18 protein-coding genes are annotated in these 24,805 nt (G+C 72.3%); 5 read left to right on the top strand and 13 right to left on the bottom strand.

Going from position 1 to position 24,805, the window contains the following annotated elements; all coding sequences use genetic code 11:
- Positions 1-111: 111 nt before the first annotated feature.
- Complete coding sequence (locus ACFYUZ_RS24455; protein ID WP_030690647.1) at positions 112-705, bottom strand: hypothetical protein; 594 nt, start codon at positions 703-705, stop codon at positions 112-114.
- A 374-nt stretch (positions 706-1,079) separates the two neighbouring features.
- Between ACFYUZ_RS24455 and ACFYUZ_RS24450 the strand changes: the two genes are divergently transcribed.
- Positions 1,080-1,805 (top strand): methyltransferase domain-containing protein, encoded by a 726-nt coding sequence (locus ACFYUZ_RS24450; RefSeq protein ID WP_389312529.1) that lies wholly within the window; start codon positions 1,080-1,082, stop codon positions 1,803-1,805.
- Between the two features lie 77 nt (positions 1,806-1,882).
- Here ACFYUZ_RS24450 and ftsH read toward each other — a convergent pair whose 3' ends face one another.
- The 6 genes from ftsH to ACFYUZ_RS24420 form a co-directional block, all read right to left on the bottom strand.
- A complete protein-coding gene (gene ftsH / locus ACFYUZ_RS24445) occupies positions 1,883-3,817 on the bottom strand; it encodes an ATP-dependent zinc metalloprotease FtsH (RefSeq protein WP_389312527.1) in 1,935 nt (644 codons plus the stop codon).
- Between the two features lie 132 nt (positions 3,818-3,949).
- Positions 3,950-5,503 carry a signal recognition particle protein gene (gene ffh / locus ACFYUZ_RS24440; RefSeq protein WP_389312525.1) on the bottom strand — a complete coding sequence of 518 codons (1,554 nt, stop codon included), beginning with the start codon at positions 5,501-5,503 and terminating at the stop codon, positions 3,950-3,952.
- Positions 5,504-5,622: 119 nt separating this feature from the next.
- Positions 5,623-8,079, bottom strand: a complete 2,457-nt coding sequence (locus tag ACFYUZ_RS24435; protein WP_389312523.1) for a [protein-PII] uridylyltransferase — start codon at positions 8,077-8,079, stop codon at positions 5,623-5,625.
- A 20-nt stretch (positions 8,080-8,099) separates the two neighbouring features.
- Entirely contained in the window at positions 8,100-8,438 is a 339-nt protein-coding gene (locus ACFYUZ_RS24430; protein WP_015036464.1) for a P-II family nitrogen regulator, read from the bottom strand.
- Positions 8,435-9,781, bottom strand: coding sequence for an ammonium transporter (locus ACFYUZ_RS24425; RefSeq protein WP_389312521.1), 1,347 nt, complete (start codon positions 9,779-9,781; stop codon positions 8,435-8,437). Before ACFYUZ_RS24425 ends, ACFYUZ_RS24430 begins: the two co-directional genes overlap by 4 nt.
- Positions 9,782-10,103: 322 nt before the next feature.
- A complete protein-coding gene (locus tag ACFYUZ_RS24420; protein WP_389312520.1) occupies positions 10,104-11,579 on the bottom strand; it encodes a hypothetical protein in 1,476 nt (491 codons plus the stop codon).
- Between the two features lie 427 nt (positions 11,580-12,006).
- Between ACFYUZ_RS24420 and ACFYUZ_RS24415 the strand changes: the two genes are divergently transcribed.
- Positions 12,007-12,660: a bifunctional DNA primase/polymerase gene (locus ACFYUZ_RS24415; protein WP_389312518.1), complete on the top strand. Its 654-nt coding sequence runs from the start codon at positions 12,007-12,009 to the stop codon at positions 12,658-12,660.
- 143 nt (positions 12,661-12,803) lie between these two features.
- On the opposite strand, the gene ftsY is transcribed toward ACFYUZ_RS24415, so the two are convergent.
- Positions 12,804-14,021 carry a signal recognition particle-docking protein FtsY gene (gene ftsY, locus ACFYUZ_RS24410; protein WP_389312516.1) on the bottom strand — a complete coding sequence of 406 codons (1,218 nt, stop codon included), beginning with the start codon at positions 14,019-14,021 and terminating at the stop codon, positions 12,804-12,806.
- 87 nt (positions 14,022-14,108) lie between these two features.
- Here ftsY and ACFYUZ_RS24405 point away from each other — a divergent pair, with 87 nt between their 5' ends.
- Positions 14,109-15,563 carry a cytosine permease gene (locus ACFYUZ_RS24405; RefSeq protein ID WP_389312514.1) on the top strand — a complete coding sequence of 485 codons (1,455 nt, stop codon included), beginning with the start codon at positions 14,109-14,111 and terminating at the stop codon, positions 15,561-15,563.
- Positions 15,564-15,615: 52 nt separating this feature from the next.
- A complete protein-coding gene (locus tag ACFYUZ_RS24400) occupies positions 15,616-16,587 on the top strand; it encodes an LLM class flavin-dependent oxidoreductase (RefSeq protein WP_389312512.1) in 972 nt (323 codons plus the stop codon).
- A gap of 105 nt (positions 16,588-16,692) precedes the next feature.
- On the opposite strand, the gene ACFYUZ_RS24395 is transcribed toward ACFYUZ_RS24400, so the two are convergent.
- The 4 genes from ACFYUZ_RS24395 to ACFYUZ_RS24380 all read right to left on the bottom strand — a co-directional run bounded on the left by ACFYUZ_RS24395 (position 16,693) and on the right by ACFYUZ_RS24380 (position 22,973).
- Positions 16,693-18,126 (bottom strand): sugar porter family MFS transporter, encoded by a 1,434-nt coding sequence (locus ACFYUZ_RS24395; protein ID WP_389312510.1) that lies wholly within the window; start codon positions 18,124-18,126, stop codon positions 16,693-16,695.
- Positions 18,127-18,317: 191 nt separating this feature from the next.
- On the bottom strand, positions 18,318-21,851 hold the full coding sequence (gene smc / locus ACFYUZ_RS24390) for a chromosome segregation protein SMC (RefSeq protein ID WP_389312508.1): 3,534 nt from the start codon (positions 21,849-21,851) through the stop codon (positions 18,318-18,320).
- A gap of 232 nt (positions 21,852-22,083) precedes the next feature.
- Entirely contained in the window at positions 22,084-22,302 is a 219-nt protein-coding gene (locus ACFYUZ_RS24385) for a hypothetical protein (protein WP_190159790.1), read from the bottom strand.
- 389 nt (positions 22,303-22,691) lie between these two features.
- Entirely contained in the window at positions 22,692-22,973 is a 282-nt protein-coding gene (locus tag ACFYUZ_RS24380; protein WP_030690661.1) for an acylphosphatase, read from the bottom strand.
- A gap of 201 nt (positions 22,974-23,174) precedes the next feature.
- Here ACFYUZ_RS24380 and ACFYUZ_RS24375 point away from each other — a divergent pair, with 201 nt between their 5' ends.
- Positions 23,175-24,134 (top strand): CAP domain-containing protein, encoded by a 960-nt coding sequence (locus ACFYUZ_RS24375; RefSeq protein ID WP_389312506.1) that lies wholly within the window; start codon positions 23,175-23,177, stop codon positions 24,132-24,134.
- A 73-nt stretch (positions 24,135-24,207) separates the two neighbouring features.
- Here ACFYUZ_RS24375 and ACFYUZ_RS24370 read toward each other — a convergent pair whose 3' ends face one another.
- Positions 24,208-24,792: a flavodoxin family protein gene (locus tag ACFYUZ_RS24370; RefSeq protein ID WP_389312504.1), complete on the bottom strand. Its 585-nt coding sequence runs from the start codon at positions 24,790-24,792 to the stop codon at positions 24,208-24,210.
- Between the last annotated feature and the right edge of the window lie 13 nt (positions 24,793-24,805).

Here is a 24,805-nt window from a genome sequence, read left to right as displayed (position 1 = left end):
TGCCACGTGGGGTTGCGGTACTCGGATGCCCGATGGACGCGTCAGCCGGAGGAGAGAGGGGTCCTATGCGACTGTCGAGTACAGCTAGCCATTGTGCCACACGCCGCCGACTCAGTTGGCGGCGCCCACTGTCTCGGGGATGCGGAAGGGCTTGCCGCAACCGCCGCAGACGATCGGGGCCTGGGCGAGCACCGACGGCACCACGCGCACGTTCCGCCCGCAGTCGCAGACGGCCTTGACGCGCACGCCGCCGCCCGAGGAGCCGTGCCGGGCGGCCGGTCCGCGGAAGGAGCGCTTGGTGTCGGCGGCCGTGGCGACCGTGTGCGCCTTGAGGGCGCGCTGGAGCCGTTCGATGGTGGGCCGGTAGCGGCGCCTGGCCTCGGGATTGAGCGTGACCAGGGAGAAGCCGCTGCTGGCGTGCGGCTCCTCGGGATGGTCGAGGCCCATCTCCTCGGCGATCGCGAGGAATCTGCGGTTGTGGTAGCGGCCGGCGCGGGAGGTGTCGCGGACACCTCGGGCGGCGGCGATGCCGTGGACTGCCTCGTGGAGCAGTCTTTCGAAGGAGAGTTCGGCGCCGCAGGCGGACGAGGACTCTCCGATCAGGGACTCGGGCGCGGCAAGATCGGGCAGCTCGGGGTGGTGCCGCTGAATGTCGGCCCACGCCTGTGCCAGCTCTGCGGCGAGAACAGGTGGTGTCGTGCTCACGTCGCGTACAACGAGCCGAAGTGCCCCCGGGTTCCATTCCGGGGCATCCCAAATATTTTGCACGTACCCGTCAGTTGCCCTTGATGTGTCCCGACGCGGGGCCAGTGCCCCGATCTGCGGAGGAGTGCCGCAGGGCACGTCAAGCCGGTGCTTAGTGGCGCATACGCCCCGGCGCGTGGCCGCGGTGCGCGCGCCCCCGAAGGGGCGGGATCGGCCCGGGAAACCGTGGCGAGCACACTACCGGGTCCACACGCAAGGCGGCGCACCGCCCTCCTCCGGGCGAATGGTCCGGCGCGACCACTGGACGCGGCCCGGGATGCGCAGTTCCCTGACTACGGGGGGCTGTCGTCCACGTACGGATTGGGGCGCTTTCCATGACACCTACGCTCGTCCCGCACCACCCCGCGCGCGACTGGGCCGAGATCCAGGAACGGATGCTGGTCCCGCTCTACGAGGCGGTGTACGACCGCCTCGACGTGGGCGCGGGTTCCCGGCTGCTCGGCCTGGGCTGCGGCTCCGGCCTGGCCCTCCTGATGGCCGCGGCGCGGGGAGCGCGGGTCGCCGGCGTGGACCGGGACCACGCGCGCGTGGAGCTGGCGCGGGAGCGGCTGCCGGAGGGCGTCGCGGTCACGGAGGAGCCCCCGGAGGACCTGCCGTACGACGTGATCACGGCCTTCCACGCGACGGACGGGATCCTCCCCGAGCTCCGGGCACTCACCCGTACGGCCCAATCGGGCACCGCCGTCGTCCTCGCCGACTGGGGGCCGCCGGAGCGGTGCGCCACGGAGCCGGTGCTGCGGGTCGCGGCCAGGCTCGCGGACCGCGGGCCCGCCCCGGGGACCGACCTGGGCGCCCTGGTGGTCGGGGCGGGACTGCGGCCGGTCGGATCGGGCCGGGTGGCCTGCCCCTTCGGGTACGCGGACGGGGCCAGCGCGGTGCGCGGGCTGCTGTCGACGGGCGCCTTCGACGAGGCCGTCCGCGCGACGGAGCCCTCGCAGGTGGAGAAGGAGATCGAGGAGGCGCTCGCCCCGTACGTCCGCCCGGACGGGACGGTGTGGATGCCGAACGTCTTCCGGTACGTGGTCACCAGGGTGCCGTAGTCCGTCAGGTCCGGAGCCGGGACGCCGGCTCCGGAATTCGGGATCCGGGATCCGGGATCCGGGATCCGGCCCCTCCCTCAGTCCTCCCCCTCCCCCTCCCCCGCCCTCCGGCGCACGATGCCCGCCGCGCGGTAGGCCGCGTCCTCCTCCAGGGTCTCGTTGGCGAGGAGGGCCTCGGCCAGGGCCTCCAGCTGGTCGCGGTGCTCGCGGAGCTGCCGCACCGCGCTCTCGTAGCACTCGTCGACGATGCGGCGCATCTCCTCGTCGACGGTGTCGAGGGTGGTGGGGGCGGCGGAGAGTCCGTAGGCCTGCTGGGCGTCGCTCGGGATGGCGGTGAGGCGGCCGACGCGTTCGCTCATGCCCCAGCGGCCCGCCATGCCCCGGGCGATGTTGGTGACCTGTTCGAGGTCGCTCTCGGCGCCGGTGGTGACGACGCCGAAGACGACCTGCTCGGCCGCCATCCCGCCGAGGGCGCCGATGATCCGGCCGCGCAGGTAGTCCTCGGTGTAGGCGTACTTGTCGGCGTCGGGGGTCGACAGGGTGACGCCGAGGGCCCGGCCGCGCGGCACGATGGTGATCTTGCGGACCGGGTCGGCGCCGGGCTGGAGCATGCCGAGCAGGGCGTGCCCGCTCTCGTGGTACGCGGTCCGGCGCCGCTCCTCCAGGGGCATCACGAGGGGACGTTCGGCGCCGAGCTGGACCTTCTCCAGGGCGTCGGACAGATCGGACTGGGTGACGGCCTTCTGGTCGCGCTTGACCGCGAGGAGGGCGGCCTCGTTGGCGAGGTTGGCGAGCTCGGCGCCGGTCATGCCGGGGGTGGTCCGGGCGACGTGCTCCAGGTCGACGTTCTGGGCGAGCGGGATCTCCCGCGTGTGGATCCTCAGGATGGCCTCGCGGCCTCCCCGGTCGGGCGGGTTGACGTGGACGATCCGGTCGAAGCGGCCCGGCCGGGTGAGGGCCGGGTCGAGGACGTCGGCGCGGTTGGTGGCGGCGAGGACGATGACCCCCTCGGAGCCGGTGAAGCCGTCCATCTCGGTGAGGATCTGGTTGAGGGTCTGCTCGCGCTCGTCGTGCCCGCCCATCCCGGAGCCGCCGCCCCGGGCCCGGCCGATGGTGTCGATCTCGTCGATGAAGATGATCGCGGGGGCGACCTTGCGGGCCTCGGCGAACAGCTCGCGGACGCGGGAGGCGCCGACGCCCACGATCATCTCGATGAACTCGGAGGCGGAGGCCGAGAAGAACGGCACTCCGGCCTCGCCCGCGACGGCCCTGGCCAGCAGGGTCTTGCCGGTGCCGGGAGGCCCCGCGAGGAGCACGCCGCGGGGCATCTTGGCGCCCATCTCGCGGTAGGCCTGCGGGTTCTTCAGGAAGTCGACGACGTCGTTGAGCTCGCCCTCGACCTCGTCGATGCCGGCGACGTCCTCGAAGGTGGTGCGCTTGCCGCCCTCCAGCTCGACCGGTTTCGGCGGCTGCTTGCGGCCGAGCATGCCGCCCGCGCCGCCCATGCCCGCGCTCATCCGGCGGGCGATGAACACCCACAGCACGACGAGCAGCAGCATCGGAGCCAGCGAGATCAGGAGGTTGGCGAGGAAGCTGCGCTCCTGGACGACGGGCCGGGCGGTGACGACGACGTTCTGTTTGGTCAGCTGCGCCCAGAGGTCGTCGTCGGCGAAGGCCGGCCGCTGGGTCTGGAACTTGGTGTAGTCGCCCTCGCCGTCGGGGACGGGCTGCTTGTTCTTCAGCTGCCCCTGGATCGCGTCGCCCTTGGAGTAGATCTTGGTGACGTTCCCCGCCGCGACCTGCTTGTCGAACTCGGTGTACGAGATCGTCGGCCCGTCGCCCTCGTTGAAGAACGACAGCACGAGGTTGGCGATCAGGTACACGACGAGGGCGGTGAGGATGAGGCCGCCCCAGCCTCCCGGCATCCTCTTCTTCGGCGACGGGGGCGGCGGGGCCCCTTCCGAGCGCCAGGGCTGATCGGTCCGGTCGCGCGGGGGTACGGGGTTGGCCACGTGGCCCTCCTCGGGGAGGCAGTGGTCCCAGTATCGAAGAGCGGGACGAAGCGGGCACCGCGAGCAGTCCGGAGGGATGAAAAGGGGCCCGGGGCGGTTTCACACCGCCCCGGGCCCCTCATGTCGGACCGATCAGCCCATGAACTTCTTGAACTCCTCCGGGAGCTCGAAGTCCTTGGGGGTCTGCCCCGCCGCCGGGAGACCGAACGCGCCGCCCGCCTGCGCCTGCTCGCGGCGCTCGGCCGCGGCCTGCTCCTCGGCCTTCCGCTTCATCGGGTTGCCGCTCTTGCGCTTCCCCTTGGCCTGCTTGGCCTGCTTCTTCTGCCGGCCGGGGCCGCCGCCCATGCCCGGGATGCCCGGCATCCCCGGCATGCCGCCGCCCTGCGCCATGCGGGACATCATCTTGCGGGCCTCGAAGAACCGCTCGACCAGGCCCTTGACCGCGCTGACCTCGACGCCGGAACCCTTGGCGATACGGGCGCGGCGGGAGCCGTTGATGATGGTCGGGTCCTGGCGCTCGGCCGGGGTCATCGACTTGATGATGGCGCCGATGCGGTCGACCTCGCGCTCGTCGATGTTGGCGATCTGCTCCCGCATCTGGCCCATGCCGGGCAGCATCCCGAGCAGCTTGGAGATGGAGCCCATCTTGCGGACCTGCTCCATCTGCGCCAGGAAGTCGTCGAGCGTGAAGCCCTCGCCCTTCTTCGAGGCGAGCTTCGAGGCCATCTTGGCGGCCTCTTCCTCGTCGAAGGTCTGCTGCGCCTTCTCGATGAGGGAGAGCATGTCGCCCATGCCGAGGATGCGGGACGCCATGCGGTCCGGGTGGAACGCGTCGAAGTCGTCCAGCTTCTCGCCGTTGGAGGCGAACATGATCTGCTTGCCGGTGACGTGCGCGATGGAGAGCGCGGCACCACCGCGGGCGTCGCCGTCGAGCTTGGAGAGCACGACGCCGTCGAAGCCGACGCCGTCGCGGAAGGCCTCGGCGGTGTTGACCGCGTCCTGACCGATCATGGCGTCGACGACGAAGAGGACCTCGTCGGGGCTGACGGCGTCGCGGATGTCCGCGGCCTGCTGCATCAGCTCCTGGTCGATGCCGAGGCGGCCGGCGGTGTCGACGATGACGACGTCGTACAGCTTGGTCCGCGCGTACTCGATCGAGTCCTTCGCGACCTGGACCGGGTCGCCGACGCCGTTCCCCGGCTGCGGGCCGTAGAAGGCCACGCCGGCGCGGTCGGCGACGACGGAGAGCTGGTTGACGGCGTTGGGGCGCTGGAGGTCGCAGGCGACGAGCAGCGGCGAGTGCCCCTGGCTCTTCAGCCAGACGCCGAGCTTTCCGGCGAGGGTGGTCTTACCCGCACCCTGGAGACCGGCGAGCATGATCACGGTCGGCGCGGTCTTGGCGAACCGCAGCCGGCGGGTCTCGCCGCCCAGGATCGAGATCAGCTCGTCGTTGACGATCTTGATGACCTGCTGGGCGGGGTTGAGGGCCTGGGAGACCTCCGCGCCCAGCGAGCGCTCCTTGACCTGCTTGATGAAGGCGCGGACGACCGGCAGGGCGACATCCGCTTCGAGCAGCGCGATACGGATCTCGCGCGCGGTGGCGTCGATGTCCGCCTCGGACAGACGGCCCTTGCCGCGGAGGTTCTTGAAGGTCGCTGCAAGGCGGTCGGAGAGGGTATCGAACACGGCGGTCGCGGATCCTCGGTGTCGGGGGCGGTCGGATTGCCCTCCAGGGTATCGGGCCGCTCGAAGTGTGTGCCCCCGCCCGCCGAATCCGGCGCGGGCGGGCGGTGCGGATCAGGGTCTCAGCGCAGCGCCTCCTCCAGCGTGCGGGCCAGGTCGATCGCCTCCTCGTCCGGGAGGAGGCTGCCGTCCGGACGGGTCACGTACAGGGTGTCGACGGCGTTGGCGCCCAGGGTGGAGACGTGGGCGCTGCGCACCCGGACCGCCGCGCCCTCCAGGGCCCGGCCGATGCGGTGGAGCAGGCCCGGGGCGTCCTGGGCGCGGACCTCGATCACGGTGGCGAGGCGGGAGCCGGCGGCGGCGACGGTGACGCGGGGCGGCGGGGCCGCCAGGCCCCGGCGGCGGGGGTAGGCGGCCTCGCGTTCGGCGAGGCGGGCGGGGATGTCGAGGGAGCCGTCGAGGGCGCGGACGAGATCGGCGCGGAGGCGGGCGGCCTCGGGCAGCGAGCCGTACTCGGCGGCGACCCGCCAGTCGAGGACGAGGACGGGGCCGTCGCCGAGGTCGCGGGGCAGGGAGACGGCGCGCAGGTCGGCGGCGCGGACGGTGAGGCGGTGCAGGGCGAGGACGCCGGCGACGGCGGGCAGGACGCCGGGCCGCTCGGGCACGGCGACGAGGAGTTCGACGCCGACGGGCTCGGGCTCCTGGGGTTCTTCGGCGCCGTCGGGGACGACCGGTTCGGTGCGCAGGGCGAGGACGGGCTCGCCGGTCCGGAGCGCCTCGATGGCGAGCCGTTCCTGTTCGGCGCTGGGCGCGGCGGCCTCCGGGTCCGGGGGCTCCTCCCCCGCGAGGACGCCGGCGACCCGTTTGACCAGGTCGGACACGAGCGAGGCGCGCCAGGAGGACCAGGCGGCGGGGCCGGTGGCGAGGGCGTCGGCCTCGGTGAGGGCGTGCAGGAGCTCCAGGGTGCCGAGGGTGCCGACGGCGGTGGCGACGGACTGGACGGTGGCGGGGTCGTCGAGGTCGCGCCGGGTGGCGGTCTCGACGAGGAGCAGGTGGTGGCGGACTGCGGTGGCGATGACGGCGGTGTCGGTGCGGTCGAAGCCGATGCGGGCGGCGAGGTCGCGGGCGATGGTCTCGCCGGCGACGGAGTGGTCGCCGGGCCAGCCCTTGCCGATGTCGTGGAGGAGGGCGGCGACGAGGAGGAGGTCGGGGCGGCTGACGCGGCGGGTGAGCGAGGAGGCGCGTACGGCGGTCTCGACGAGGTGCCGGTCGACGGTCCAGGTGTGGACGGGGTTGCGCTGGGGCCGGCAGCGGACGCGCTCCCAGTCGGGCAGGAGCCGGGTGACGATGCCTTCGGCCTCCAGGGCCTCCCAGACGGGGACCGTGGCCTCGCCCGCGCCGAGGAGGGTGACGAGTTCCTCGCGCGCCTCGGCGGGCCAGGGCACCGGGAGGGGCCTGGCGGCGGCCGCGAGGCGGCGTACGGCGTGCGGGGAGATCGGGAGGGCGGACTGGGCGGCCGCGGCGGCGGCCCGCAGGGGCAGGACGGGGTCGCGTTCCGGCCGGGCCCCGCGGGCGAGGACGGCCTCGCCGTCCATCTCGACGACGCCCTCGGCGAGCGGGGTGCGTTCGACGGAGGGCTTCGCGCCGCCTCCCCGGCCCAGGAGGGTGCGGAGGCGGGGGCGGGCGGAGCGGGCCTTGAGGACGCGGTTGACCTCGCGCCAGGTGACGTCGGTGGCGTACGAGATGGTCCGGGCGGCCTCGTACACCTCGCGGAGCAGGGTGTCGGCGTCGAGGAGGCCGAGCTCGGCGGCGACGGCGTCCTGTTCCTGGAGGGCGAGCCGGTCGGTGGCGCGGCCGGTGGCGAGGTGGAGGGCGTCGCGGGCGTCGAGGAGCCGGCGGCGGGAGACGTCGAGGCCTTCGCGGGGGGCGTCGGCGAGCCAGGAGGCGGCGACGGCGCGGAGGACCTGGGCGTCGCGGAGTCCGCCCCTGGACTCCTTGAGGTCGGGTTCGAGGAGGTACTGCAGCTCCCCCGTGCGTTCGGCGCGCTCCCGGCAGAGGGCGTCGAGCTCGGGGAGGCGCCGGGGTGCCTGGTTGCGCCAGTCGGCGAGGACGGTGGTGCGCAGGGCGGCGACGAGCCCGGCGTCGCCGGCGACGGTCCGGGCGTCGAGGAGGCCGAGGTGGGCCTTGAGGTCGTCGCCCGCGGTGGCGCGGGCTTCGGCGGGGGTGCGGACGGAGTGGTCGAGGGCGAGCCCGAGGTCCCAGACGGGGTACCAGATCCGGTCGGCGAGGGCGGCGACGGCGGCCTTGTCGGCGGTGCCGTCGTGGAGCAGGAGGAGGTCGAGGTCGCTGCGCGGGGAGAGTTCGGCGCGCCCGTAGCCGCCGACGGCGACGAGGGCGGTCCCGCGGGGCGGTGCGGCGGCGGCGAAGAGGCCGGCCAGCCAGTCGTCGGTGAGCCGGGCCAGGGCGGCACGGCGCGGCGGCCCGGGCCGCTCCTTCTCCTGGAGGAGGAGCAGCCGGGCCGCCGCGTAACCGCCGGGTCCCGGTTCTTCGGTCGTGTCGCTCGTGTCGAGGTTCGTCACCCGGCGGCTCCCATCCGTGCTTACAGTGCGTCCGGACCGCGCTCGCCGGTGCGGACCCGTACGGCGGTCTCGACCGGCACGCTCCACACCTTGCCGTCTCCGATCTTGCCGGTCCGGGCGGCCTTCACGACGACGTCGATGAGCTGTTCGGCGTCCTCGTCCTCGACGAGGACCTCGATGCGGATCTTGGGGACCAGGTCGACGGTGTACTCGGCGCCCCGGTAGACCTCGGTGTGGCCGCGCTGGCGGCCGTAGCCGCTGGCCTCGGTGACGGTGAGCCCGTGCACGCCGAACGCCTGGAGGGCCTCCTTGATCTCGTCGAGCCGGTGCGGCTTCACGACCGCGGTGATGAGCTTCATGCGTCCACCTTCTTGTTCTCGCTCAGGACGGGTGTGGCCACGGAGGTGCCGCGTCCCGTGATGCCGCCGCCGGCCCCGCTGAAGTCGTACGCGGTCTCGGCGTGCTCGACCTGGTCGATGCCGGAGACCTCGTCGTCCTCGCTGACCCGCATCCCCATCGTCCTGTCGATGATCAGGGCGAGGACCGCGGAGGCGATCAGAGAGTAGGCGAGGACGGAGAAGACGCCGACGGCCTGCTTGCCGAGCTGCTCCAGGCCGCCGCCGTAGAAGAGGCCCTTGGCGTCGGACTGGACGCCGCCGGTGGCGAAGAAGCCGACGAGGAGGGAGCCGACGACGCCGCCGACGAGGTGGACGCCGACGACGTCGAGGGAGTCGTCGTAGCCGAACTTGTACTTGAGGCCGACGGCCATGGCGCACAGGAGGCCGGCGATGGCGCCGATGGCGATGGCGCCGAGCGGGGAGCAGGAGCCGCCGGAGGGGGTGATGGCGACGAGGCCGGCGACCGCGCCGGAGGCGGCGCCGAGGGTGGTGAAGGAGCCGTGGCGGACCTTCTCGTACGCGAGCCAGGCGAGCATGGCGGCGGCGGTGGCGACCTGGGTGTTGACGAACATCACGGCGCCGACGCCGTCGTCGTTGCCGAGCCAGGAGCCGGCGTTGAAGCCGAACCAGCCGAACCAGAGGAGACCGGCGCCGAGCATGACCAGCGGGAGGCTGTGCGGGCGCATCGGGTCCTTCTTGAAGCCGACGCGCTTGCCGATGACGAGGATGACGCCGAGGGCGGCGGCGCCGGCGTTGATGTGGACGGCGGTGCCGCCGGCGAAGTCGATGACGCCCATCTCGAAGAGCCAGCCGCCCGCGCCCCAGACCCAGTGGGCGACGGGGAAGTAGACGATCGTGACCCAGAGGGTGATGAAGAGGGCCCAGGCGGTGAACTTGACGCGGTCGGCGAGGGCGCCGCTGATGAGGGCGGGCGTGATGACCGCGAACATCAGCTGGAAGACGGCGAAGACGTAGACCGGGATGGTGTAGCCGTCCCAGAGCTCGGTGATGCCGATGCCGCTGAGGCCGACGTACTCGGAGGACCAGCCGATCAGGGAGCCCGAGTCGGTGCCGAAGGCGACGCTGAAGCCGAAGAGCACCCAGAGGATCGTGACGATCCCGAGGCTGATGAAGCTCATCATCAGCATGTTGAGGGTGGACTTGACGCGGACCATGCCTCCGTAGAAGAAGGCGAGCGCCGGGGTCATCAGCATGACCAGGGCGGAGCAGATGAGCATGAACCCGGTGTTGGCTGCAGACAGCTCGGGGGCGTCTGCGGCCAGGGTCGTGATGGCTGGTGCCATCGGCGTCTCCTCGTCGTCGAATGCGGCCTGTGCGGGGCGGGGCCGGGGAGCGTCCGGCCCTGAGGGGTGGCCGGTTATGAGCCAGAGATTCGCTCAGCGCGGTTTCCGCCGATGCCGCTCGATGTTTCGGCGCAGTGACGAAGGGGTGGGGCGTGTTACGCCGCCGTGAACGCCCGGATCACGGGCGGGTGACGCGAGCCGGCCGCGCCGGCGTCCGTGTGACCTTGCGGCGGGGGAGCCGAGTCGGGCTTTACGGGACGGCCGGCGCGGCCGGGGTCTGTGCGGGCCCCGGAGCGGGGCGGGGCCGGGGGCCCGGGAGGGGTCAGACCGCTTCGGCGGCCTCGGGGAGGAGCTGGGTGAGCCGGTCGGTGAGCTGGACGACCTCGGCGACGTCGCTGTAGTTGCGGGCGGCGTGGTCGACGGTCTTGCGGAGCCGGGTGTTGACCCGCTCGGAGCGGATGCTGCGGGCGACGCCGAGGGCCTTCTCGGCGAGGACCACGGACTGCTCGGGCTCGCGCTTGAGGAGGTGGACGGTGGCCATGCCGATCAGGTTGAGCGCGTACGACCGCTGGTGGTCGGGGTCCTTCTCGAAGAGCTCGACGGCCCGCTCCATGACGGGCTCGGCGAGCGAGGCGTAGGTCGGGGAGCGGCCTGCGACGTAGGCGAGGTCGCGGTAGGAGTGGGAGTTCTCGCCGTTGAGCTCGGCCTCGGAGAAGAAGCCGATCCAGTCGGGCTCGGGCTCGCCGTCGAGGCCGACGTCGGCGAAGGTGTCCTCGGCCATCCGGACGGCCCGCTTGCACTTGGAGGGCTGCCCCATGTTGGCGTAGGCGCGGGCCTCCATCGCATACAGCATGGCCTGGGTGCGGGCGGTGGCGCAGTCCCGACTGCCGTACTGGGCGAGGTGGATGAGTTCGAGGGCGTCGTCGGGCCGGCCGAGGTGGATCATCTGGCGGCTCATGGAGGAGAGGATGTACGAGCCGAGGGGCTTGTCACCGGCCTCCTTGGCGGCGTGCAGGGCGAGCACGAAGTACTTCTGGGCGGTGGGCTGGAGGCCGACGTCGTAGCTCATCCAGCCGGCGAGCTCGGCGAGCTCGGCGGCGCAGGTGAAGAGGCGCTTGGCGGTGGCGGCGGGCTGGGGCTCCTGGAGGAGGTCGGTGACCTCGTGGAGCTGGCCGACGACGGCCTTGCGGCGCAGTCCGCCGCCGCACTGGGCGTCCCACTTGCGGAACATGGCGGTGGTGGACTCCAGGAGGTCGAGCTCGACCTCGGAGAGCCGGTGGGGGCGGCGGGGGTCCACGAGGGGCTCGGGGCGCTCGACGTCGCCGACGGGGGTGGGGACGAGCCAGCGCTGCATCGGTTCGATGAGGGCGGGTCCCGCGGCGAGCTGGAGGGAGGAGCCGAGGAAGCCCCGGCGGGCGAGCATCAGGTCGCTGCGGGAGAACTCGCTGAGCAGGGCGACGGTCTGCGGGCCGGCCCAGGGCAGGTCGACGCCGGAGACGGAGGGCGACTGGTGGGCGGTGCGCAGCCCGAGGTCCTCGATGGCGACGACGGAGCCGAAGCGCTCGGAGAAGAGCTCGGAGAGGATCCGCGGGATCGGTTCGCGGGGCTGCTCGCCGTCGAGCCAGCGGCGCACGCGCGAGGTGTCCGTGGAGATGTGGTGCGCGCCCATCTGGCGCGCCCTGCGGTTCACCTGGCGTGCCAGTTCGCCCTTCGACCAGCCGCTGCGCACGAACCACGAGCCCAGCTGCTCGTTCGGGCGCTTGCCGGCAGTCGTACCGTCTGCGCCGTTGCCGCTCACTGGAACGCCCCCATCCACCTGATTCACCTGTCGACCGAACCCCTATCAGAATGCCGCCTCTCGCGGCACCCGTCCGACGTTCGCCCTCCTTCGAACTGGAAACCTGGTTGCCTCCGGCATACCCACGCACGCAAGCGGCCCCGGGGTTCGAGTACCGAAAGTAATCCTACGATCACCCCTCCACGAGGGCGATTCAAGAAACGCCACCATTCGCCACCCCTTCGAATGAACTCGCCACGCGCGGAACGCGATTCACTTGACATGCGACGAACCGAAGTCGGCGGACGGAAGCGCGGAGAGGCGTGCGCCAGGGTCCGCACCACCCCGCTCACGACCGTGCACCACATCCGGGCGACGGAACGTGACGAAGGGTGACGACCGTGCTCCGGCTCGTAACCACCGGCGCGCTCTACCCGTTGGAGGGGGCATGGGTTTCACGATCGGCGGCATTCGTGAGATGCGGTCCGGCGCACGCCGCCGCGTACGCACCACGGAGTGCACAGCGGTGGCCGAGTACACGGGACTGTGGGGCTGGGACGTCGTCCCCGGCACGCGGGCCGTCTCCGGCCGGTGCTCCTGCGGGGATCCGGCCTGCGCGGCCCCGGGCGCGCACCCCCTCTCCTTCGCGGAACCGGTCCCGGCGGGCGCCGGGCTCGACGTGGCCACCAAGGCGTGGTCCGAGTACCCGGGCGCGACGCTGCTCCTTCCGGTCGGCCGCGCCTTCGACGTGATCGAGGTCGCCGAGGCCGCGGGACGGCGGGCGCTGGTGCGCCTGGAGCGCATGGGGCTCCCGCTGGGCCCGGTGTGCGCGACCCCGACCGGCCGGGCGCGGTTCTTCGTCGCCCCGGGCGCGGCGGCCGAGCTGCCGCAGCTGCTGTACCGGATGGGCTGGGACGACGCCGATCTGGACCTGCACTGTCTGGGGCCCGGCTCCTACGTCACCGCTCCCCCGTCGGACCTCGGCGGGCTCGGGCCGGTGCGCTGGCTGCGGCCCCCGACCCTGGACACGGCGGGCGCGCCCCCGCAGGCCCGACTGCTGCTGGGCACCCTGGCGTACATCTGCCACCGGACGCACTTCTGATCCCCGGCACGTACGGCCCCCGGCACGCCTGGTTCCCGATACGTCTGGTTCCCGATACGTCTGGTTCCCGATACGCGGAAGGGCCCTCACCACCTGGTGGCGAGGGCCCTTCCGCGTGCCGTACGGCGTGTCCGTACGAGGTGTCAGTCGCCGATCAGGGCGTCGACGAAGGCGCCCGGCTCGAAGGGCGCCAGGTCGTCCGGGCCCTCGCCCAGGCCGACCAGCTTGACCGGGACGCCCAGCTCGCGCTGGACGGCGACGACGATGCCGCCCTTGGCGGTGCCGTCGAGCTTGGTGAGCACGATGCCGGTGATGTCCACGACCTCGGCGAAGACGCGGGCCTGGATCAGGCCGTTCTGGCCGGTGGTGGCGTCGAGGACGAGGAGGATCTCGTCGAGCGGGCCGTGCTTCTCGACGACGCGCTTGACCTTGCCGAGCTCGTCCATGAGGCCGGTCTTGGTGTGGAGCCGGCCGGCGGTGTCGATGAGGACGACGTCGGCCTTCTCGGCGATGCCCTCCTTGACCGCGTCGAAGGCGATCGACGCCGGGTCGCCGCCCTCCGGTCCGCGCACCGTGCGGGCGCCGACGCGCTCGCCCCAGGTCTGGAGCTGGTCGGCGGCGGCGGCGCGGAAGGTGTCGGCGGCGCCGAGGACGACGGACTTGCCGTCGGCGACGAGGACACGGGCCAGCTTGCCGGTGGTGGTGGTCTTGCCGGTGCCGTTGACGCCGACGACCATCACCACGCCCGGGGTGTCCTCCGGGCTCTCGGTCTTCACCGTGCGGTCGAAGTCGCCGAGGAGGGTGACGAGCTCCTCGCGGAGCAGGCCGCGCAGCTCGTCCGGGGTGCGGGTGCCGAGCACCTTGACGCGCTCGCGCAGCCGGTCGACGAGCTCCTGGGTGGGCGCGACGCCGACGTCGGCCGTGAGGAGGGTCTCCTCGATCTCCTCCCAGGTGTCCTCGTCGAGGTGCTCACGGGACAGGAGCGTGAGCAGCCCCTTGCCGAGCGAGTTCTGGGAGCGGGCGAGCCGGGTCCGGAGCCGTACGAGCCGGCCGGCGGTCGGCTCGGGCACCTCGATCTCGGGAGCCTCGGGCTCGACGACGAGCGGCTCCTCGACGACCGTGGCCCCGGAGGCCGTCTCGGTGGGGAGTTCGACCTCCTCGACCGTGCGGCGTGGTTCCTCCCGCGGTGTCTCCGCCTCCTCGCCGACGTGCGGTTCGGCGGGCGGAGCGGTGATGGTCGGCGTGGTGGACGGCGGCTCGGCCGGCGGCAGCTGCTTCTTCTTGCGACCGCTGATCACGAGCCCGCTCGTCACGGCGACCGCGACGACCAGAGCGATGACTACAGCAAGGATGAGTTCCATAACGGACCCAGTATCGGCCACGAAGGTGCCGGAGGCGGAGCACGTACAGTGGGTGGTTCCCCCACATCTGTCCAACGGAGTACCCCTATGCCCCACGCCTCCGAAGCCGCAGGCGCGACGCACGACGGCGCGATGGAGACCCGCGGTCTCGAACCCGTCCCCGACGCCGAGCGGACCGGCCGGGTCCGCGAGCTCTTCCCGACCTGGGTCGCGGCCAACATCAGCGTGCTGCTGCTCACGATGGGCGCCGGCCTGATCGTCTTCAACGGCCTGAACTTCTGGCAGGTCCTGACGGTGGCGATCGCGGCGCCGGTCCTCTCGTACGGGATCGTCGGCCTGATATCGATCGCGGGGAAGCGTGGCGGGGCGCCCGGCATGGCGCTGTCGCGGGCCGTGTTCGGCCAGCGCGGGAACCTCTTTCCCGGGTCGCTGATCTGGGTGGCCCGCTGGGGCTGGGAGACCATCAACGCGGTCACCGGGGCGTACGCGGTGCTGACCGTCCTCGACCTGCTCTTCGGCGTGAAGTCGAACACGCTTCTCATCGTGGTGACGCTGCTGCTCTTCGTGACCAGCACGTTCCTGGTCTCGGGTCTGGGGATCAACGCGCTGCGGGTGTGCAGCAAGTGGTCCACCTACCTCTTCGGCGCCTTCTCGGTGCTCGTCCTGGCCTATCTCGTGGCCGACACCGACTGGTCGGCGGTCTTCGACAAGCCGGCCGGTTCGACGGCGATGACGGTCGCGGGCATCGGCACGATCGCGGCCGGCGGCATCAGCTGGGTGCCCTCGGGCCCCGACTTCACGCGCTACCTGCCCCGGACGGCCTCCTCGCGGGCCATGGTCGGCTCGACGATCGGCGGCGCCGGGATCGTGGTGCTCCCGATGGTGCTGATGGGCGCGGTGATGGCGGTGTCCACGCCGGACCTGGCCTCGGCGCAGGACCCGGTCTCCTTCATCGGCGAGCTGCTGCCGATGTGGATCTCCGTGCCGTACCTGGTGATCGCGCTGATCGGGATGGTGCTGATCAACTCGATGTCGATGTACTCGGCCGGCTTCACGGCGCAGACCCTGGGCATCAAGGTGCCGCGGGCGGCGGCGGTGAGCGTGAACGCCGTGATCAGCCTGGTCTTCGGTTTCCTCCTGATGGTCGTGGCGTCCAGCTTCATCGGCTCGTTCATCTCCTTCCTGACGCTGCTCGCGGTGGCGTTCTCGGCGTGGATCGGGGTCTTCGGCGTGGACATGCTGCGCCGGAGGTCGTACGACGCGGCGGCGCTGATGGACACCACGAGGACCAGCGCCTACTGGTACCGGGGCGGTTTCGCCTGGCAGGCGATGACGTCGTGGGCCGTGGCGCTGATCGTGGGCCTGCTGTTCACGAAGGTCGACTGGTTCTCCGGTCCGCTCGCCTCGTCCTGGATCGGTGAGAACGGTCTGGGCTGGGCGGCGACGATCGCGGTCGCCGCCGCGCTGTACGCGGTGCTGCCGCGCACCCCGGCGAAGGCGCCGGTGGCGCCCGCCGAAGCGCGCGAGACCGTTTCCATCTGACGCTACGTCAGTTAACGTCCCCCTTCCGCGCACCAGCGAAGGGGGACTTCCCATGCCGTTCAGCGTCGTACGGTTCAACCTCGTCGATCCCCGCGCGACCCCCGACTCCCTCTCGGAGCGCTACCGGGCCGCGCTCGCCATGGCCGCGTACGCCGACGAGCACGGCGTCGACACCGTGCAGACCGAGGAGCACCACGGGGTCGAGAACAACTGGCTGCCCTCCCCCTTCGCCTTCGCGGGCGCGGTCTTCGGCGCGACGCGCCGGATCGCGGTCACCGTCTCGGCGATCATCGGCCCGCTGCACGATCCGTTGCGCCTGGCCGAGGACATCGCGGTCCTGGACCTGCTGAGCGGGGGCCGGCTGGTGACGGTGGCCGGGATCGGCTACCGGCCGGAGGAGTACGAGGAGCGCGGGGTCGACTGGGGCCGGCGCGGCAAGCTCCAGGACCTGCTCCTGGAGACCCTGCTCACGGCCTGGACCGGGGAGCCGTTCACCTATCGGGGCCGTACGGTACGGGTCACCCCGCGGCCCTTCACCCGGCCGCACCCGATGCTGCTGGTCGGGGGTTCGTCGCGGGCGGCGGCGCGACGGGCGGCCCGGCTCGGGCTGCCGTTCTTCCCGAGCGCGCACCTGCCGGAGCTGGAGGAGTACTACCGGGAGCGGTGCGCGGAGTACGGCACGGAGGGCTGGACGATGATGCCGGCCGAGAGGACCCCGCTGCTGCACCTCTCGGAGGACCCGGACCGGACCTGGGCCGAGCACGGCGGGCACTTCCTGCACGAGGCGCGGACGTACGCCTCCTGGCAGTCCAAGGACATCCGCTCGGCGGTGCGGTCGACGGCGACGACGGTGGCGGAGCTGCGGGCGGAGGGGGTCTACCGGGTGGTCACCCCGGAGGAGTGCCTGGCGCTCGGCCTGGAGAGCCCGGTGCTGCATCCGCTGTGCGGCGGGATGCCCGTCGAGGAGGGGTGGCGGAGCCTGCGGCTGTTCTGCGAGGAGGTGCTGCCGCGGCTCACGGCGTGAACCGGCGGGCCGTCGGGCTCGCGGCCCCGGAACGGCGTACCGCCCCGGTCGCGGGCAGGGGGCCCGCGACCGGGGCGGTCGTCGCGAGGAGAGGGGCAGCGGGGATTAGCCCATCTCCTCCAACGCCTTGCCCTTCGTCTCCTTGACGTACCGCAGCACGAAGGGGATCGAGAGCACGGCGAAGACCGTGTAGATGATGTAGGTGCCGGAGAGGTTCCAGTCCGCGAGGGACGGGAAGCTGGCGGTGATGGCCCAGTTGGCGATCCACTGGGCGGAGGCGGCGACGCCGAGGGCGGCGGCGCGGATCCGGTTGGGGAACATCTCGCCGAGGAAGACCCAGACCACCACGCCCCACGAGAGGGCGAAGAAGAGCACGAAGACATGGGCGGCGACGAGGGCCACGACGCCCTGGGTGTTGGGCAGTTTGCCGTCGACGAGGTCGGCGGAGAAGGCCCAGGCCTCGAAGGCGAGGGCGATCGCCATGCCGGCGGAGCCGACGAGGGCGAGCGGCTTGCGGCCGACCCGGTCGACCAGGACCATCGCGATCACCGTGCCGATGATGTTGATGATCGACGTGGTGAACGAGTAGAAGAACGAGCCGGCCGGGTCGATGCCGACGGACTGCCAGAGCGTCGCGGAGTAGTAGAAGGCGACGTTGATGCCGACGAGCTGCTGGAAGACCGAGAGTCCGATGCCCACCCAGACGATGGGCAGCAGCTTGACCCTGCTCCCGGTGACGAGCAGGTCCCTGAAGGTGGACTTGTGCTCGCGGCGCATGGCCCGGTCGATCTCGGCGACGCGGTGGTCGAGGTCGACGCCCTGGCCCTCGACCTCGGCGAGGACCTCCTTGGCCCGGTCGATCCTGCCGACGGAGATGAGGAAGCGCGGGGACTCGGGGATCGCGAAGGACAGCAGGCCGTAGAGCAGGGCGGGGACGACCATCACGCCGAGCATCCACTGCCAGGCCTCCAGGCCGCCGATCTCGCCGCGCTGCTCGCCGTCGGCGAGCTGGAGGATGCCGTAGTTGACCAGCTGGGAGACGGCGATGCCGATGACGATCGCGGCCTGCTGGAAGGAGCCGAGGCGGCCTCGGTAGGCGGCGGGGGCGACCTCGGCGATGTACGCGGGGCCGATGACGGAGGCCATGCCGATGGCGAAGCCGCCGATGATGCGCCAGAGGGCGAGGTCCCAGAGGGCGAAGGGCAGCGCGGAGCCGACGGCGCTGACGGCGAAGAGCACCGCGGAGATCTGCATGCAGCGGATGCGGCCGATGCGGTCGGCGATCCGGCCGGCGGTGGCGGCGCCGATGGCGCAGCCGATCAGGGCGATGGCGATGACCTGGGCGAGGGTGCCGGAGCCGATGTCGTAGCGGTCCCGGATCGCCTCGACGGCGCCGTTGATGACGGAGCTGTCGTAACCGAAGAGGAATCCACCCATCGCGGCGGAGGCCGTGATGAAGATGACGTGGCCGAGGTGGTCCGGGTGAGCGGCTCGGCCTTCGGAAGGCGGCGGCGTGGGCGCCTGCGCGGTGTCGGTCACATGGACTCCTCGGTGGGGGGCGAGCCCTTCCAGTGGCGCACAACTTCACGCCGCCCACCACGTGAAGGTAAAAGCAACGTTGCAGAGACTATGCCTTCAAGTTTCGAAGTCAAGAGGTGGCCTCCTGTGAATCCGAGAGGACAACAAGCTCGCTTGTGTTCAACTCTTGAAACTGATCATGAGGGAACCCTCTAGCGGAGCCGTTGGCTGATGACCTTCGATACCCCGTCGCCCTGCATGGAAACGCCGTACAGCGCGTCCGCGACCTCCATCGTCCGCTTCTGGTGCGTGATCACGATCAGCTGCGAGGACTCCTGGAGCTCCCGCATGAGCCCGATCAGCCGCTGGAGGTTGGTGTCGTCGAGCGCCGCCTCCACCTCGTCCATCACGTAGAACGGGCTGGGCCTGGCCTTGAAGATCGAGACGAGCAGCGCCACGGCGGTGAGCGACCGCTCCCCGCCGGAGAGCAGGGAGAGCCGCTTGACCTTCTTGCCCGGCGGGCGGGCCTCCACCTCGACGCCGGTGGTGAGCATGTTCTCCGGATCGGTGAGGACCAGGCGTCCCTCGCCGCCCGGGAAGAGCCGCGAGAAGACGCCCTCGAACTCTCGGGCGGTGTCCCGGTACGCCTCGGTGAAGACCTGCTCGACCCGCAGGTCCACCTCCTTCACGACCTGAAGCAGGTCGGTACGGGTCTTCCTCAGGTCCTCCAGCTGCTCCGAGAGGAACTGGTGCCGCTCCTCCAGTGCCGCGAACTCCTCCAGGGCCAGTGGATTGACCTTGCCGAGCTGGTGGTACGCCCGTTCGGCGGCCTTCAGCCGCTTCTCCTGCTCCGAACGGACGAACGGACGCGGCTCCTCGGACTCCGGGTCCGCCTCCTCGCCCTCCACGGCCGGCGACGGGGGCACGGGCTGGTCCGGACCGTACTCGGCGACCAGGGCGGTCGCCTCCACGCCGAACTCCTCCAGCGCCTTCGCCTCCAGCTGCTCGATCCGCAACCGCTTCTCGGCGCCGAGCACCTCTCCCCGGTGCACGGAGTCGGTGAGCTTGTCGAGCTCGGCCTTGAGGTCCCGGCCCTTGGCCCGGGCGGCCGTCAGGCCCCGCTCCCGCTCGGCGCGCGCCGCCTCGGCCGCCTCCCGCTCCCGCTCGGCACGCTCCAGGGAGACCTCGACATGGGCCAGGAGGGCACGGGCGCCCGCGGCGACCGCGCCCGCGACCCGCTCCTCGTGACGCAGCCTGGCCCTGCGCTGCTCGGCACGCACGCGTGCCTCCCGCTCGGCACGAGCGGCCCGGTCGAGCGAATCGGCCCGGCCGGCGAGCGCCTTGACCCGCTCCTCGTGGGTACGGACCTGGAGGCGCGCCTCCATCTCGGTCTGGCGCGCGTGGGCGCCGTCGACCGCGAGCCGGTCGCGCGTGGAGGTGTCGGGCTCGTCCTCGGCCGGCATCTCCTCGGCGACGAGGAGCCGTTCGGCCAGCTCCTCGGCTTCGACGGTCGCCTTCTCCAGGGCCTCCTGGGCGCGGGCGACGGCCGCCGCGGTCCGCTCGGCCTCCCCCGCCGCTCCCCTGGCCTGCCCGGCGAGCCGTCCGAGCCGCTGGGCGACGGCGGACCTCTCGCGCTCGCCGGCGCGGCGGCGGGTGTCGAGCTCCTCGACGAGCGCGGCGGCGGCACGGCGGCGCTCGCCGGCCTCCTCCTGCGCGCGTGCGAACTCCCCGCACCGCACGCCCAGTTCGTCGAGCTCGGCGGCGGCCTCGGCGACCGAGGCCTGGACTTCGAGGAGGCTGGGCGCCCCGGCGGAGCCGCCGTGCGCGAAGTGCGCGCCGAGCAGGTCGCCCTCGGCGGTGACGGCGGTCAGGCCGGGCCGGGTCCTGACCAGTTCGACGGCTTCGTCGAGGTCCCCGACGACCACGATTCCGGCGAGCAACCGGCGGACGGCGCCCAGGAGTTCGGCGGGCCCGCCGACCAGGTCGGCGGCGTACGGGTGCCGTCCGGCCGCCGCCGGGGACTCCGGCTCGGGGGTTCCGGCCAGGATCAGCGAGGCCCGGCCCGCGTCCTGCTTGCGCAGCAGACGCAGGGCCTCGGCCGCGGAGGAGGGCCCGTCGGCGGCGAGCGCGTCGGCGGCGGCGCCGAGGGCGGCGGCGACGGGGACCTCGTACCCGGGGGTGACGGTGAGGAGTTCGGCCGCCGGGCCGAGGAGTCCGCTGAGCCCGGCGGAGAGCAGCGCGCCCGTGCCGTCCTTGCGGCGCAGCCCGAGGGCGAGGGTCTCGTGCCGGGCCCGGGTCGCGGCGCGGCTGCGTTCGGCGGTGGCGGCGGCCTCGCGGGCGGCGCCGAGCGCGGCCTCCGCGTCGGCGAGTTCGCGGCGGGCGGCCTGGTACCGCTCGCCGTGCTCCGCGTCCTCCGCGTCGAGGCCGTCGACCTCGGCCTTGAGCTGCTCGTACTCCTCCTGGGCCGCGGCGGCCCGCTCCGCGGCCTCGTCGCGGGCGGCGGCGAGCCGGTCGATCTCGGCCTGGGCGGAGGCGGCGCGCGAGCGGGCCGCGTTGACCTGGCCGTGGAGCCGGGCGAGGCCCTCGCGCCGGTCGGCGATGGCGCGGGCGGCGTCCTTGAGGCGGCGTTCCTCGGCCGCGAGCGTGCGCTCCAGGTCCGCGCGGTGGGCGGCGCTGTCCTCCAGGGCGCGCTCGGCGGCCTCCAGGGCGGCTCCGAGCTCCGCCTCCTGCTCGCGGACGCGGGCGGCCTCGCGCTCCAGGTCCTCGGGGTCGCGGCCGCGCCGTTCCTCGGCGGGCGCGGTGGTGGCGCTCTTCACGCGCGCGTCGGCCAGGGAGACGGTGCCCCGCACGCGTTCGGCGAGCTGGGAGAGGTCGTACCAGTTCTGCTGTGCGCGCTCCAGGCGGGGCACGAGGGTGCGCGCCTCCGCTTCGAGGCCGGCCTCGTCGGCGAGGGCGGAGCGCAGCTCGGCCTCGGTGGCCTCCTTGCGGGCGAGCAGGGCGGCCTCGTCGGCGACCTCGGCGGCCAGCGCCGCCCGGAGCCGGACGAGGTCGTCGGCGAGGAGCCGGAGGCGGGCGTCGCGCAGGTCGGCCTGGATGACGACGGCGCGGCGGGCGACCGCGGCCTGCCGGCCGAGCGGCTTGAGCCGGCGGCGGAGCTCGTCGGTGAGGTCCTGCACGCGCGCGAGGTTGGCCTGCATCGCGTCCAGCTTCCGCAGCGCCTTCTCTTTCCGCTTGCGGTGCTTCAGGACGCCGGCGGCCTCCTCGATGAAGGCGCGGCGGCCCATCGGGTCGGCGTGCAGCACGGAGTCGAGCTGTCCCTGGCCGACGATGACGTGCATCTCGCGCCCGATGCCGGAGTCGGAGAGCAGGTCCTGGAAGTCGAGCAGCCGGCAGGTGTCGCCGTTGATCTGGTACTCGCTGCTGCCGCCGCGGAACATGATCCGGGTGAGGGTGACCTCGGCGTAGTCGATGGGCAGCGCGCCGTCGGAGTTGTCGATGGTCAGCGAGACCTCGGCGCGGCCGAGCGGCGGGCGCCCGGTCGTGCCGGCGAAGATGACGTCCTCCATCTTGCCGCCGCGCAGCGACTTGGCGCCCTGCTCGCCCATGACCCAGGAGAGGGCGTCCACGACATTGGACTTGCCCGAGCCGTTGGGCCCCACGACACAGGTGATTCCGGGTTCGAACCGCAACGTGGTGGCCGAGGCGAACGACTTGAATCCGCGGAGGGTCAGGGCCTTGAGGTGCACTCATGCGACTCTACCGGGGCCCGTGCGTTTCACCCGTGATGACGTGGGGCAGATCCTCGGATGAGGAGGGGTGGGACACGGGGGAAACGGCGGGTGAAAGGAAGAAGGGACGCCGAAGCGTCCCTTGCGTATCCAGCCGTCGTGCACGTGCGTCGATCCGCACGATCAGCGGTGTGTTGTTCGGCTGCGCCGACGAGAATGCTTTCCACCTGGCCCCGGGGGGGCTGGGTTGTCAGGTGAGCGCAGGCTCTGCCTGGGATACGTCGAGGTCGATGCTGTTCAGCAGCGATTCTCCCTGGTGCTGAGCGGCGGCAGCGGCGAGCGTGTCGTTCTCGGACTGGATCCGTACCAGCTCGGATTCGAGGTCCTGGACGCGCTGCTGGAGCCGTCGCATCTCGGCGAGGAGTCGCGGGTCGGAGCCGCCGACGTAACCGAGAAGCGCCTTTGCCATGATGGATGGTCCTCCACAATGAGTGACCGACCGAAGCGGTGTGGGTCGTGAGGGATTCGCACCCGCGGTGCTCGGCAGTACTGCTTGTCGTGCCGGTTCCACTGCCAAACAGCTAAGGTGCGCGGGGCTTCCAGAGTCTCACCAAAAAGTTTGACGGTCAACACGATCACGCCCCGTTTGAGGGGCCACCGAGGAGTCCACGGCCGCTCAGCGGGCGGCGGGGCCTTCGAACTCGGTGCCTCAGGGGCGTCGCGATCATCCTTACGGGGCAGCCTGGCACGACCGGCGCCAGATGGCAACCATCAGGTGCTTCGCTGGTCACGCCCCTGTTACCGCGCGTCCGCCCGGCGCCGCTCTGGGTCACCGGGCGGGGTGTCGGAGCGTGATCGTCAGCGGATGGCGAAGCCGTCGTAGCCGCCGCGCGGGGTGTCCCAGATCTCAGTGACGCCGTCCACACGTCCGGGTGTGTCGTCGGAGTGGAGCCAGTCGAGCAGACGGTGGCAATTCTCACGCGGGCCCTCGGCCACCACCTGGACCCGGCCGTCGTCGAGGTTCAGGGCGAAGCCCACCAGGCCGCCGATCTCCAGGGCGTTTGCCCTGGTGAACCAGCGGAAGCCCACTCCCTGTACCCGGCCGCGCACCCAGGCGGTCATCCGTACGTCGTCGCTCATGGCTGCACGCTAACGGGCGGATTGCCAGATGAGCACATCGCCCCCGCTTTCCATCGCGTACAGTCCCGACCGAACACACCTCACCCGTTCGGGCGCGCGCCGTTCGACTGTCTCCCGGAACGGTACCGACAGCAAAGATCAGCAAAGCCCGGCAAAGAACCAGCGAAGCGGGCGAAGACCAGCAAGAGGAAGGCAGAGCAGATGGGACGCCACCGTCGCTCCGGCGCCGCACCCGCCGCAGAAGACTACGCGGCCGGTCCGGACCGCCCGCACCGGGGTGCCGCCCGCCGACGGCGGCCCGTGCGCACCGGCCTGCTCGGCGCCTCCGCGGCCGTCGCGGTCGGCGCCGTCGCCGTCGCCTCGGGTCTGTTCCCCGGCGGGGACACGTCCACCCTCGGCAGCGCCGGCACGAGCGAGCGCCAGGTCCAGACCCGGCAGGCCCCGGAGCTGACGACGCAGGGCGGCTCCACGCAGTCCCCGGCCGGGGGAACGGGCGGCGCGGTGACGGGCACGGGCACCGGGAAGAACAGCGCCCCCGCCTCCCCGTCGGCGAAGCCCAGCCCGAAGGCCACCCCGAAGCCGACGCCGACGCCTTCGAAGACTCCCTCGAAGACGCCCTCGAAGGCCCCTTCGAAGACGCCGCCGAGGACGAAGGCCCCCGCCCCGAAGCCGGCGGCGCCGAAGACCTCGGCCGCGCCCGCGACGAAGGCTCCCGCGCCGAGGCCGGCCCCCACCACGGCGGCGCCGACGGAGAGGCCCCCGGTCACCTCCACCGCCGACCGGGGCGAGGCCGCCGAGGCCGAGGTCTTCCGCCTGGTCAACGCCGAGCGCGCCAAGGTGGGCTGCGTGCCGGTGCGCGCGGACGCGCGGCTCGCGACGCTGGCCGGCGCGTTCAGCGCGGACATGGCGACCCGCGGCTTCTTCGACCACACGGACCCGGACGGCGACACCCCGTGGGTCCGGGCGGAGCAGGCGGGCGTCTCGGGCATGGGCGGCGAGAACATCGCCCGCGGCCAGGTGGACGCGGCGGCGGTGATGGCGTCCTGGATGACCAGCGACGGCCACCGCGCCAACATCCTGAACTGCGACTTCACGAGCATGGGCGTGGGCGTCGTCTTCGGCGACGGCGGCCCCTGGTGGACCCAGGACTTCGGGTACTGAGCCCGGCACCGCACGCGAAGGGGCCCCGTCACCACGTGGTGACGGGGCCCCTTCGCGTGCGGGCGCGGGAGGGTCAGGCGGCGGCCCTGCCGGCCGCGAAGGTGCGGGCGGTCAGGGCCACGCGGCGGCCGAGGTGCTCGGCGGTGGCGACGTCGGCCTTGTGGACGCCCTCCGGGCCGAGGTCGTTGTGGGTCTGGGCGCCGGCGCCGGCGAAGAAGCCGAGGCGGTTGAGGTCGTTCTCGGAGGCCTCGCTGGTGTTCCAGCCGGGCTTCAGGCCGAGGTTGACCCAGGTCATGCCGTGCTGGCCGGCGAGGGTCTGGAAGAACTGCAGGGTGTGCAGCTTGTCGCCGCTCTTGGAGCCGGAGTTGGTGAAGCCGGCGGCGAGCTTGTCCAGCCAGGCGTCGCTGAACCAGCGCTTCGAGGTGGCCTCGGCGAACTGGTGGAAGGCGCCGGAGGCGGTGCCCATGTAGGTCGGGGAGCCGAAGACGATCGCGTCGGAGGCGTCGAGGAGCTCCCACTCGGCGTCGGTGATCCCGTCGACCTTGATCAGGTGGACGGTGGCGCCCGCGTCGGCGGCGCCGTCACGGACGGCCTCGGCCAGGACCGCGGTGTGGCCGTAGCCGGAGTGGTAGGCGATGGAGACGACGGGGGTGGTCACAGAAGGCTCCTCG

Origin of the sequence: Streptomyces sp. NPDC004266 (assembly GCF_042874095.1) — a bacterium.
In the GTDB taxonomy this organism is placed as follows: Bacteria; Actinomycetota; Actinomycetes; order Streptomycetales; family Streptomycetaceae; genus Streptomyces.
This window is presented reverse-complemented; position numbering and strand designations above follow the sequence as displayed.

Coding starts and splice junctions, on each gene's coding strand:
- ACFYUZ_RS24450 (WP_389312529.1), top strand. CDS start 1,080: ATGACACCTACGCTCGTCCCGCACCACCCCGCGCGCGACTGGGCCGAG.
- ACFYUZ_RS24415 (WP_389312518.1), top strand. CDS start 12,007: ATGGGTTTCACGATCGGCGGCATTCGTGAGATGCGGTCCGGCGCACGC.
- ACFYUZ_RS24385 (WP_190159790.1), bottom strand. CDS start 22,302: ATGGCAAAGGCGCTTCTCGGTTACGTCGGCGGCTCCGACCCGCGACTC.
- ACFYUZ_RS24375 (WP_389312506.1), top strand. CDS start 23,175: ATGGGACGCCACCGTCGCTCCGGCGCCGCACCCGCCGCAGAAGACTAC.
- ACFYUZ_RS24380 (WP_030690661.1), bottom strand. CDS start 22,973: ATGAGCGACGACGTACGGATGACCGCCTGGGTGCGCGGCCGGGTACAG.
- ACFYUZ_RS24430 (WP_015036464.1), bottom strand. CDS start 8,438: ATGAAGCTCATCACCGCGGTCGTGAAGCCGCACCGGCTCGACGAGATC.
- ftsY (WP_389312516.1), bottom strand. CDS start 14,021: ATGGAACTCATCCTTGCTGTAGTCATCGCTCTGGTCGTCGCGGTCGCC.
- ACFYUZ_RS24400 (WP_389312512.1), top strand. CDS start 15,616: ATGCCGTTCAGCGTCGTACGGTTCAACCTCGTCGATCCCCGCGCGACC.
- ACFYUZ_RS24405 (WP_389312514.1), top strand. CDS start 14,109: ATGCCCCACGCCTCCGAAGCCGCAGGCGCGACGCACGACGGCGCGATG.
- ACFYUZ_RS24425 (WP_389312521.1), bottom strand. CDS start 9,781: ATGGCACCAGCCATCACGACCCTGGCCGCAGACGCCCCCGAGCTGTCT.